We start from the raw sequence: 12,380 nt of genomic DNA on the forward strand, positions 1-12,380 counted from the left end.
TGATGAAAGATCCATTAAAAAATAAAATTATTTATCAAATTTTTCCTCGTTCTTTTAAAGACGCAAATAATGATGGTGATGGTGATCTTTTAGGGATTGTTAGTAAGTTAGATTATTTGCAATCACTAAATATTGATATTATTTGACTTTGTCCAATTTATCAAACTAATTTTATTGATGCAGGATATGATGTTTTAGATTATTATCAAATTTGACAACCATTTGGTACTTTAGCTGATTTTCAGTTATTAGTTCAAGAAGCAGAAAAACGTAATATCAAAATTATGTTAGATATTGTTTTAAACCACACTTCTAACCAACATCCTTGATTTCAAAAAGCAATTAATGATCCTAATTCACAAGAACATAATTACTATATTTGATCAACTAAACCATATAACACCAAATCAATTTTTGGTGGTTTAGCATGAGAATATGTTCCATCATTAAAAAAATTTTATTTCCATTTATTTACTAAAGAACAACCTGATTTAAATTGACAAGCAATTGAAACCCAACAAGCAATGGCTGATGTCATTAATTATTGATATAACCTAGGTGTTAAATATTTTCGATTAGATGCAATTCAACATGTTCATAAAGAAATTGTTGATCATCAATTAGTTCATTCTTTTGGAACTAAAATGGTTCAATATTTACAAAGTTTTATTAATCTTGTTAAAAAAGATAAAAACGATATTTATTTTATTGGTGAAGCATCTGGAATTAGTCCAGAAAAAGCGATTAAATATGGTTTGGGTAAAGATAAAATTGCTGATGCCTTTTTTAATTTTAGTTGATGGTGAATTGGTTGAGATAAAAAACAAGGACGAAATGGTTATGATCCTAATTGAACAATTGCTGATTTTGTTAATGATGCTTTAGTTGAATATCAACATAATGAACAAATTCCTAGTGAATTAATGTTTAATTTTTTAACTAATCATGATACAGCAAGAGCAATTTCTCGTTGGGGTGATGAAAATGTTTTTTGAGCAGAATCTGCTAAATCATTTGCAATGTTGCAATTTATTTTAAAAGGAAATATTGTCATTTGTTTTGGTGAAGAGATTGGTATGATTAATAATTTTTATCAATCACGAGATCAATTTAGAGACTTTGATGTCATTAATTCATTTGCCTTATTAGTCGATCAAGAAAAATATTATTCAGAAGATGAATTAATTAAATACCACAACATTAATAGTCGTGATCATTCGCGATATCCGATGCAATGAGATTTAAGTGTTAATTATGGTTTTAATGACGGTCATAAAACATGAATCAAGTTAGGAAGACATTATCAACCAATCACAGTTGCTCAACAAGAAGAAGATGATCAATCAATTTTAAACTTTTATCGCAAATTGATTCAAATTCGTAAAAACTTAAAATATCAACCACTTTTAGTTGGTGGAAAATCAAATGTTAGTTATTTAAATAACAATTTAATTAAAATAGTTCGTACTAATAATCAACAAAAATTAATTGGTTTAATTAATATTAGCAAACACCAAATTAATGATCTTGAACATTTTGTTTATGATCAAATTATTTTATCTTCTTATTCAGATAATAAACCATTTGCTTTTGTATTAAGACCATATGAATCGATCTGATTTTTAGCAACAGAAAATCATCTTAACTCATAATATCAATCAAAATTTAAAATCTTAATCAAATTAAAAATTAATTAAAAACTGGTAAATTAAAAATGGCAATTAAATTAATTTATGATCCTAAAAACCTTTTGATTACTCAAGAAGGTTATGATTTTACTAAAACACAAAAAACTGAATCAATTTTTGCTCAAGGTAATGGTTATTTAGGCATTAGAGCTGTTGATGAAGAATTCTCTTCTTTTAATAAAGAAGATTTTTTTATTAATGGTATTTTTAATATTGGCGATCCTGCTGAAACATCAGAATTAGCTAATATGGCTAATTTAATTCAAACACAAATTTTTATTGATAATAAACCTTTAATTATTAATAATTCATTTCAATATTCTAAAACTTTAGATTTAAAAAATGGTTCACTAACAAGAAAAATTACTTTTAATTTTGACCAAAAAAAATTTGTTATTGTTTTTAAACGAATTGTTGATCAAAAAAATTGGCATCATTATTTTCAAAAAATTAGTATTAAACAATTAACAGGATCAAGTTGTATTATTAAACTAATTCCTTTAATTAATGGTCAAACAACTAATCGTGGGATTCAACATTTTGCTGAAGGAACTAAACATTTACTAGATCCAATTACGATTCAGTATCATGAACAGACAACAGAATCTTTAATTGATGTTGTTCATACTATGGTAGTGAAATTTTATAATCCACAACAGAAATTATTAACATCAGGTAATGATAATTTTGTAATTAAAATGGCACGAAGACAAATTGGTTTTGAAATTAGTCAACAATTAAAAGCAAGACAAACAATTGTTTTAGAAAAAAACATGTCAGTTTATAGCACAATTGATTCTGATTTTCCTAATAAAGAAACAATTATAAAAACTAGTATTGCTAATAAAGAAGCATTAAAAGCGATTAGTTATGATCAAGTGGTAAATGAAAATAATCAAATATGAAAAACAATTTATCAGCAATTTCCAGTCACAATTAAAGGTAATAATAAAAATGCTGCTTATCATCGTTTAGCGTTTTATTTTTCAATTTTTCATATGAATAATTTTGTGCCAAAAAACAATAGTTGATTATCAGTTGGTGCAAAAGGTTTATCAGGTGAAGCATATCAAGGACATTGTTATTGAGATACAGAATTTTTTATTATGCCTAATTATTTATTTACCAATCCTCAAATTGCTAGAAACCTTTTAGAATACCGTTATAAAGGTATTGATGGAGCAAGGAAAAAAGCGGCTGAAAAAAATTATCTTGGTGCACAATATCCTTGAGAAATGGCATGACCAACAAAGGGTGAAGTTACTCCATATTGAGGACAACCAGATATTATTACAGGTAAGCAAATTCCTATTGCTTCAAGAGAACAAGAAATTCATGTATCAGCTGATATTGCTTATGCAGTTGATCAGTACTATCATGTAACTCAAGATCATGAGTTTATGGAACAAATGGGTTATGAAATGATTATTGATACAGCAATTTTTTGAACATCAAGAGTTGAATGAAAAAATGATTGTTATCAAATTACTAATGTTATGGGACCAAATGAATATAAAGGTAATATTGATAATAATAACTTCATTAATCAAATTGCAAAACGTAATTTGGAATTAGCAATAAAATATATTAAACAACTACAACAAACTAATGAAGGTAGTGAAATTCTAGCATCCATTAATCAAAAATTACCTTATCAATATTCAATTGATAAAATGATTGATGTTAAAAATAAATTAGTGCAACAATTACCTAATAAAAATAAAATTATTGCTGAAAATGATCAATTTCTTAATTTACCATTAACTGATCTAAAACAATTTCAAATGTTAGGTGATGCTGGTAAAAAATTATTTAATACCCAAGAAGGTCATAAACGTTTAGAAGGTCAAATTGTTAAACAAGCAGATGTTATTCTAACAACTTATTTATTTAATGAATTGTATGATAAAGCAATATGTGAAGCAAATTTGAATTATTATGAACCAATTACAACTCATGATTCTTCTTTGAGTGCGACTACTTATTGTATTCAAGCAATTGCTTTAAGACAAATGGAATTAGCTGAAAAATTATTTCAATATTCAATCAACATTGATTTAGGAACTAATTTTGCTTCTTCAAACGAAGGAATTCATGCAGGATCATTAGCTGCTATTTGACAAACAATTGTTTTTGGTTATGGTGGTTTAAGATATTATGATCAAAAATTACATATTAATCCGATTTTACCAAAAAGTTGAAACGGTTTAGAATATCAAATTTTGTATCAAAAATCATGATTGAAAGTAATTGTTAATCAAAAAAATTTTAGTTTAGAAGTAATTGATGGTAAAAAAATTGTTGTTTATGTCAATAATCAAAAAGTCATTGTCCCAAATGATCAAGCAATTACTTTTAAAATAATTACTAATTGAAAAAAATCCAATTAAAAGTTTTAAAACTGATTAATCAATTACATTTTAATTAATATTTGGCCTAATTTTAATTTAAATATTAATCATATAATTAAAATGTTAATTTATAATTAATGGTTTTTTTAAAAAAATAACAATTTTTTATAAAAATAAATTTTTGAGAATTAAAGTTTTATTTTTTAAAAAACTTATCACTAATATTTAATTTTTAAAATTTATTGCTAATAAATTAAATGAATAAAAAACTTGATTTTTAACCAATATTTAATTTTTTAAAAACTTATATTACTAATAAATTAAAAATGGATAAAAAATTAAATGGATAAAAAAACTTGATTTTTTTGATTGGTTTGATTCCATGTATAAAAAAACTTGATTTTTTGGATTGGTTTTACCCAGTTTAATCGTTTTCACGATTGTTTGTTTAGTTCCCACAATTATGGGGATTTTTCTTTCTTTTAACGATTGAAAACAAGGGCAAAATCTTTTTGAAGGTGGTTGAATTGGTTTTGCAAATTACAAGCAAGCTTTTGAAACTGGTAGTTTTGCTACATCAATTTGATTCACAACAGTTTATGCTATTGTTTCATTAATTTTAGTTAATGTAATTGGATTTGGATTAGCTTTAATGCTTAATTGATCATTCAAAGGCAAAAACTTTTTTCGCGGTGTCTTTTTTGTTCCCAACTTAATTGGGGGTTTGATTTTAGGTTATTTATGAAGATTGATGTTTGATCAAGTATTCATAGCAATTTTTGGAGGTGAAAGTTTAAGATTAGGATCACAAATTGGTGGTATGTTTGCTATGGCAATTGTTTTTGCATGACAAATGGCTGGATATGTGATGATTATTTATTTAGCAGCATTACAAAATGTTAATCGTAGTTTATTAGAAGTATCACAAATTGAAGGAACAAATTTTTGAAAACGCTTTAGAAACGTTACTTTACCAGCAATTGTACCTGGAATTACTGTTGCAGTTTTTTTAGTATTAAGTGGTTCTTTTAAAATGTTTGATCAAAATTTAGCTTTAACTGAAGGAAGTAATGATACTGGATTATTATCTTATGATATTTATGGTACAGCTTATATTGGTTCTTATTTAGGAACATATGGGATTGCTCAAGCAAAATCAGTTATTTTTACTATTTTAGTATCAGCAATTGCGATTAGTCAAGTTTATATTTCAAAAAAATTCGAGGTTGAACAATAATGAAATTAAAATTTGATCCTAAAGTTTTATCAATCAATAGCAAAAAAATTAATTTTTGATTAACAGACTTTAAATTAAAGTTTTTTGAAATTAAAAATTTAAAAATTGAAAAAGATAAAACTCAAAATAAAAAAAGAGCATTAAAAATTAGTTTCTTTGTTTTTTTAGTAATTATTTCTGCTTGTTGAATTTTCCCTTTTGGTTTAATGAGTAATGTTTCATTTAAAGATGCTGCACAAATTGTTACTAACTCAATTTTTGCCTTACCAGAAAATAGGGGTGATTTATTCAAAAATTATGAAAATGCTTGAGAAGCTTTAAATTTTGTTGAATCATTTTTTACTTCATTAATAGTCACAATATTATCTAATTTCTTTATTGTGTTTCTAGGTTCATTAGCAGCATGACAATTATCAAGAACAAAAACATGATATTCTAAAATTATTTTTTATACTTTTCTAGTCGTACTAATCGTGCCCTTTCAAGCAATTATGTTACCACTAATTACCATTATGGGCAAATTATCTTTTCTTAATATTCCTGGTTTAATTTTTATGTATACAGGATTTGGATTAAGTTTATCGATTTTTATGATGCATGGTTTTATGAATACAGTTCCAATTTCTTTAGAAGAAGCAGCTCAAGTTGAAGGTTATAATCCATTACGAATTTATTTTAAAATTATTTTGCCCTTACTAAAACCAGTAATCACTACTATTGTTATTTTAAATACTATGTGAATTTGAAATGATTTTCTTTTACCATATTTAGTATTTACTCAAAATAGTAATGCTCTAACAACTATTGTTGTTAATTTATATACCAAATTAGTTGGAACCTATGGTACTGATTTTCCATCATTAATGGCTGGATTAATTATTTTAATTATTCCAATTATTATTTTCTTTTTCATAGCACAAAAAAATATTGTTGCTAATATTACTAAAGGTGCTATTAAGTAGGTAGGTATTATAAAGTGGTCACTAATCAAAAAAAATTACCTCAATATTTAATTGATCGATTACAAAAATTAAAAACTGAGCAAGCAAATGATCATCAAAATTATGTTTTAGAACTAAATAATTTAGACAAAATTTATGACAATGGATTTCAAGCGTTATTTAGTGTTAATATTAAATTAAAACAAGGAGAATTTCTTGCTTTATTAGGTCCAAGTGGTTGTGGTAAATCAACAACATTAAGAATGATTGCTGGATTAGAGCAAGTTAGTTTTGGTGATATTTATATTAATAAAATTAATGTCACTAATTTAGAACCAGCTGATCGTAGTTTAACTATGGTATTCCAAAATTATGCGCTATTTCCTCATTTAACAGTAAAAAATAATATTGCTTTTGGTTTAAGAGCAAACAAGAAGAAACTAGGAGAAGGAGGTAAAATATATAAGGAGATTACTTATTTAAAAAACCAATATAAATCTTCAAAAATTTTAATTGATAGTATTAAACAAATTGAATCTTCACAAAAAAAAGTTGATAAATTAAAAACTAATTTAAGTCAAAAAAAAGAAAAATATAATCGCTTTTTAAAAGAAAATAAAAAAACACTTTTAAAAAAATTAAAAATTCAAATTAATACTTTAGAAGCAGTTATTAATCATGCTCAAAATAAAATAAACTATTATTTGAGAATGAAAAATAACTTAGCAACTATTAGTCAAAATTTAGTTAAATTACAAGAAAAAATTAATCAATTAGAAATAAAACGTAAAGAAGTTGCTAAAAACGATAAATATGATTTAATCATTAATCAAAAAGTTAATCAAACAGCCAAAATTTTAGGACTTGAATATTATTTAGATCGTAAACCAGCAGCTTTATCTGGTGGGCAACGTCAAAGAGTGGCTTTAGGTAGATCGATTGTTAGCAGTCCTTTTTTGTTTTTAATGGATGAACCATTATCCAATTTAGATGCTAAACTTAGAGCCACAATGCGTAAAGAAATTCGTTTTTTGCACGAAAAAATTAATACGGGTACAGTTTATGTTACCCATGATCAAATTGAAGCAATGACAATGGCTGATAAAATCGCTGTTATGACTGATGGTTTTGTTTTACAAACTGGTAGTCCTAGTGAAATTTATAAAAATCCTTCTTGTATTTTTGTTGCAGGTTTTGTTGGTAGTCCAGCAATGAATTTTTTATCTGGTAAAATTCAACAAAATGCCTTTGTTTCAGATCAAGGATTAGTGCTTCAATTAACAAAAGAAAAATTAAAACATACTCAAGAAAATCAAAAAGTGATTTTAGGTATTAGACCAAATGATTTTAGTACTGATGATAATCTAACTGATTTATACAAACCAATTAAAGTTAAAATAACTAATAAAGAATTGTTAGGAAATGAAATTCAGTATACTGGATTAGTCCAAAATAATAGTTCTGATCATGAAGAAATTACTTTTATTACTAATTCATATGAAAATTATCAACTACATACTATTAAAGAAATTATTCCAATCTTATCACGTATTCATCTTTTTGATCAAACAACAACAATTTCATTAACATCAGAATTTAATTATGAAACACTTGTTGCATTAAATAACTGAATTATTTCAGATGACAAAATTAAAATTCGTCAAGAATTATTAGAGGCTTCTAAGAGAAAAACTCAAAAAAAATCTTGAACTAGTATATTAATTAGTTTCTTGGTGAAACATTCTAAAAAATTATTCAAAAAATAATAAATTAAATAATTACTTAATATATTGAAAGATACAAATTATGAAAAAATCAACAAAAAAATTATTAATCTTACCATTTATTGGTCTTATTAGTTCAATTACTCTTGCTGCTTGTTCAGCTAAAAGTAGTTTTAATCAACAATTTTTTGATCAAATTGCTAAAGATCAAACAGCAGTTGCTTTAAAAACTGAATTAGCAGGTTATTCTAAAGATGCATTAGAAATTGTTGCTAACAAACAAGAAATTGCAACTCAATCAAAAGAATTTATTGAAACATTTAATCGTTTTTATGATACTAAATTAACATTCACACAAGTGGGTGGTGTAACTGATTATGGTCAATTTTTAAATGCTAAATTTGCTAATGGACCACGTTCAGTATTAATTTTAGGTGCAGGTTCACTTGGTGGTTTTAAAAATATTGCCCAACATTTAATTGATACTCCAGCATCAACAATGCTAAAAAACGACAATACTACTGAAGGTCAATTTGTTGTTGATGGCAAACATTTTATGCCTCAAGCAGTTGAATCTTTTGGCATTATTTATAATAAGGATGTTTTTGCTAGAGCCAATATTACTGTCCATGAAGGTAAAAGTTTCAAAGACATTAATCCTAATGGTACTGAACCAATGAGTTTTAATGGTGTTGAAGAAAAAAATAATAGTGGTGGTACTAAAACTTATAATGTTTATACTAGTGATTTAAAAAAAGAAGGTTTTGAAAAAATTAATCAAGTATTAGAAAGTAATAATATCAAACCTTTTTACTCTACTGCTAAAACAGAAGCTAGCAATATATGACCAATTACCAATCATTTATTAGGCGTTGTATCTGCTGCACAAACTGGATTAAAACAAGATAATGTAAATCTTACAAATGCTGATCAAGTATTAACAGATCAAGTTTTAATGAACATGCAACAAGCATTAAATATTTATGGTCAAGATAAACCTTATACTTTAAAAACCAATACAGTTGATCTTGCCATGCAAAATGTTGCTGTTGGTCAATTTGCTATGACCCAAAATGGTACATGATCAATTAATCAAATTTTAGATGCTAAAAAAGATGCTAAAATCGGTTTTATGCCAATGCCTGCTTTTGATAAAGATACACAAAAAGCAAAATTGGCGCGATCAATTTCACAACGTTGGGGCGTAACTACAACAGGTAATGATCCTGCTAAATTAAAAACAGCAAAATTATTTTTCCAATTTTTATATCAAACCAAATCAGGAGTAGAATTTGCTTTAAATAAAATGCAATTACTTTCACCATTTAAACAAATTCCAGGATTAGATCAAAATAACATTAATGATCCATTATTACGATCAGCAACAAATTATACAAAATCAACCGATGTTGTTTCAGCAATTGATAATTATTTTCCAAATGGTTTTAATAATAGTGATCCAGTATTAAGAAAAGTAACTAATGAAGGTTATAAAAACACTACAACTAATAAAACCGAATTAATAGCTGAATGAAATAAATTAAAAGAAAATGAAAAAAAGCAACAAACCAAAAAATAAATAAAATCTAAAATTAAAGATTTAATTTTTGATCTTAATGGTGTTATTTACTAAAACTTCTGAATAACACTTTTAAGCAATGAAAAACAATTTAAAAAAATTGTGATGTTAATTATTTTTCTAATAAAAATTATCAGTTAAAAGGTTAAAATCGAATTGATATTTTAAAGACCAGTTTAAAAATTAAAAAAAATTAATGACTGGTTAATAGAATTAACTAATTCAGTAGTATTAATAAAAAATTAAAAAATAATTTTAACTATTTGACCAAATGGTTTTGGTGCTAATAATAATTTATACTGATTGATATAAATCATTTAAAATCAAAATAACTAATAAATAATTGTTGAACAATGAAATTCAGCATATCTGAATTACTAAAAAAACAATAATTTTGATTATGAAAAAATTATTCCAACTTTTATCACAAATTCATCTTTTTAATCATGTAACAAAAATTAAACAATAACAATTTGATTAACATCAAAGTTTAATTATGAAATTCTTGTTGGATTAAATGACTAAAATATTTCAAAATACAAAATTAAAATTCGTCAAAAATTATTAGGGGTTTTTAAAACAAAAAAATTAAAAAATCTTGAAATAATTTATTAATTAATCTCTTAATAGAACATTCAAAAAAATTATTTAAGAAATAATAAAATAAATATTTAATATATTAAAAAATACAAATTATGAAAAAATCAACAAAAAAATTATTAATCTTACCATTTATTGGTCTTATTAGTTCAATTACTCTTGCTGCTTGTTCAGCTAAAAGTAGTTTTAATCAACAATTTTTTGATCAAATTGCTAAAGACCAAACAGCAGTTGCTTTAAAAACTGAATTAGCAGGTTATTCTAAAGATGCATTAGAAATTCTTGCGAACAAACAAGAAATTGCAACTCAATCAAAAGAATTTATTGATACATTCAATCGCTTTTATGATACTAAATTAACATTTACACAAGTAGGTGGCGCAACTGATTTTGGTCAATTTTTAAATGCTAAATTTATTAATGGTCCAGGATCAGTATTAATTTTAGGTGCAGGTGGTCTTGGTGGTTTTCGTACTATTGCTCATCATTTTATTGATACTTCAGCATCAAAAATGCTAAAAAATGATAATACTACTGAAGGTGAATTTGTTATTGGTAGTAAACATTTTATGCATCAAGCAATTGAATCTTTTGGCATTATTTATAATAAGGATGTTTTTGCTAGAGCCAATATTACTGTCCATGAAGGTAAAAGTTTTAAAGATATCAATCTTAATACTAATGAACCAGCAAATTTTAATGGTGTTGAAGAAAAAACAATAAATAATACTAAAACTTATAATGTATATACTAGTGATTTACAAAAAGAAGGCTTTGAAAAAATTATTACAATATTAAAAACTAATAATATCAAACCTTTTTATTCTACTGCTAAAACAGAATCTAGTCATATATGACCAATGACTAATCATTTATTAGGTGTTGTATCTGCTGCACAGACTGGATTAAAACAAGGTGATATGGATCTTGCAGACGCTAATAAAGTATTAACAGATCAAGTTTTAATGAATATGCAAGAAGCTTTAAAAATTTATGGTCAAGATGAAAATTACACCTTAAAAACCAATACGGTCGATCTTGCCATGCAAAATGTTGCTGTTGGTCAATTTGCTATGACCCAAAATGGTACATGATCAATTAATCAAATTTTAGATGCTAAAAAAGATGCTAAAATTGGTTTTATGCCAATGCCTGCTTTTGATAAAGTCACAAAAAAAGCAAAATTAGCGCGATCAATTTCACAACGTTGGGGAGTAACTACAACAGGTAATGATCCTGCTAAATTAAAAACAGCAAAATTATTTTTCCAATTTTTATATCAAACTAAAGTAGGAGTAGAATTTGCTTTAAATAAAATGCAATTGCTTTCACCATTTAAACAAATTCCAGGAATAGATCAAAATAACATTAATGATCCATTATTGCGATCAGCAACAAATTATACAAAACCAGCCGATGTTGTTTCGGCAATTGATAATTATTTCCCAGCAGGTTTTAATAATACTGATCCAGTATTAAAAAAAGTAACTAATGAAGGTTATAAAAATATTGCAACTGATAAAACTGCATTAATAGTTGAATGAGATAAATTAAAAGTAAATGAGAAGAAATCAATAAATTTAAATCAATAAAATCTATGATTAAAGGTTTAATTTTCGATCTTGATGGTGTTATTACTGAAACTTCTGAATGACACTTTTTAGCATGAAAAAAAATTTTAAAAAATTATGATATTGATTATTTTTCTAATGAAAATAATCAGTTAAAAGGTTTAAATCGAATTGATACTTTAAAAGCAATTTTAAAATTAAAAAAAATTAATGACTGGTCAATAGAAAAAATTAATTCAGTAGCATTAGCAAAAAATGATTATTATCTTCAATTACTAAATGAAAATTTATCATCTCAAAATATTTTACCAGGCATTGAACAACTAATTATTGATGCTAAAAAAAATAATTTAAAATTAGCGCTCGCTTCTTCTTCATTTAATGCTAAATTAATTTTAGAAAAAATAGGCTTATTAAATAATTTTGATTTTATTGTTGATCCAAAAACAATTAAAAAAGGTAAGCCAGATCCAGAAATTTTTTTAAAAGCAGCAGCAGGTATTAACCTAAAACCAGAAGAGTGTTTAGGATTTGAAGATGCAATTGCTGGTATTCAAGGATTAAATGCTGCTAAAATTAAAACTGTTGCTATTACTAATGGAATTAAAAATTCAGAATGAGAAAAAGCACAATTTGTTTTTAATACAACTGAAGCAATTAAATTAGCTGATTTAGTAAAAACAAAATAG

Annotated in this window: 8 protein-coding genes; all 8 read left to right on the forward strand. The window is 25.3% G+C overall.

Annotated elements, in window-relative coordinates:
• The first annotated feature begins 2 nt into the window (after positions 1-2).
• The 8 genes from MCAV_RS02680 (at position 3) to pgmB (ending at position 12,380) form a co-directional block, all read left to right on the forward strand.
• A complete protein-coding gene (locus MCAV_RS02680; protein ID WP_391591592.1) occupies positions 3-1,652 on the forward strand; it encodes an alpha-amylase family glycosyl hydrolase in 1,650 nt (549 codons plus the stop codon).
• 62 nt (positions 1,653-1,714) lie between these two features.
• Positions 1,715-4,078 (forward strand): glycosyl hydrolase family 65 protein, encoded by a 2,364-nt coding sequence (locus MCAV_RS02685; RefSeq protein ID WP_391591593.1) that lies wholly within the window; start codon positions 1,715-1,717, stop codon positions 4,076-4,078.
• Positions 4,079-4,421: 343 nt separating this feature from the next.
• On the forward strand, positions 4,422-5,276 hold the full coding sequence (locus MCAV_RS02690) for a carbohydrate ABC transporter permease (RefSeq protein ID WP_391591594.1): 855 nt from the start codon (positions 4,422-4,424) through the stop codon (positions 5,274-5,276).
• On the forward strand, positions 5,276-6,238 hold the full coding sequence (locus MCAV_RS02695; RefSeq protein ID WP_391591595.1) for a carbohydrate ABC transporter permease: 963 nt from the start codon (positions 5,276-5,278) through the stop codon (positions 6,236-6,238). The genes MCAV_RS02690 and MCAV_RS02695 overlap by 1 nt, the downstream gene beginning before the upstream one ends.
• 14 nt (positions 6,239-6,252) lie before the next feature.
• On the forward strand, positions 6,253-7,983 hold the full coding sequence (locus MCAV_RS02700) for an ABC transporter ATP-binding protein (RefSeq protein WP_391591596.1): 1,731 nt from the start codon (positions 6,253-6,255) through the stop codon (positions 7,981-7,983).
• 40 nt (positions 7,984-8,023) lie between these two features.
• Positions 8,024-9,520: an extracellular solute-binding protein gene (locus MCAV_RS02705; RefSeq protein WP_391591597.1), complete on the forward strand. Its 1,497-nt coding sequence runs from the start codon at positions 8,024-8,026 to the stop codon at positions 9,518-9,520.
• Between the two features lie 695 nt (positions 9,521-10,215).
• Positions 10,216-11,712: an extracellular solute-binding protein gene (locus tag MCAV_RS02710; protein ID WP_391591598.1), complete on the forward strand. Its 1,497-nt coding sequence runs from the start codon at positions 10,216-10,218 to the stop codon at positions 11,710-11,712.
• 5 nt (positions 11,713-11,717) lie between these two features.
• On the forward strand, positions 11,718-12,380 hold the full coding sequence (gene pgmB, locus MCAV_RS02715) for a beta-phosphoglucomutase (RefSeq protein WP_391591599.1): 663 nt from the start codon (positions 11,718-11,720) through the stop codon (positions 12,378-12,380).

This window comes from [Mycoplasma] cavipharyngis, from assembly GCF_042984175.1.
Taxonomy (GTDB): Bacteria; Bacillota_I; Bacilli_A; order Mycoplasmatales; family Mycoplasmoidaceae; genus Mycoplasma_N; species Mycoplasma_N cavipharyngis.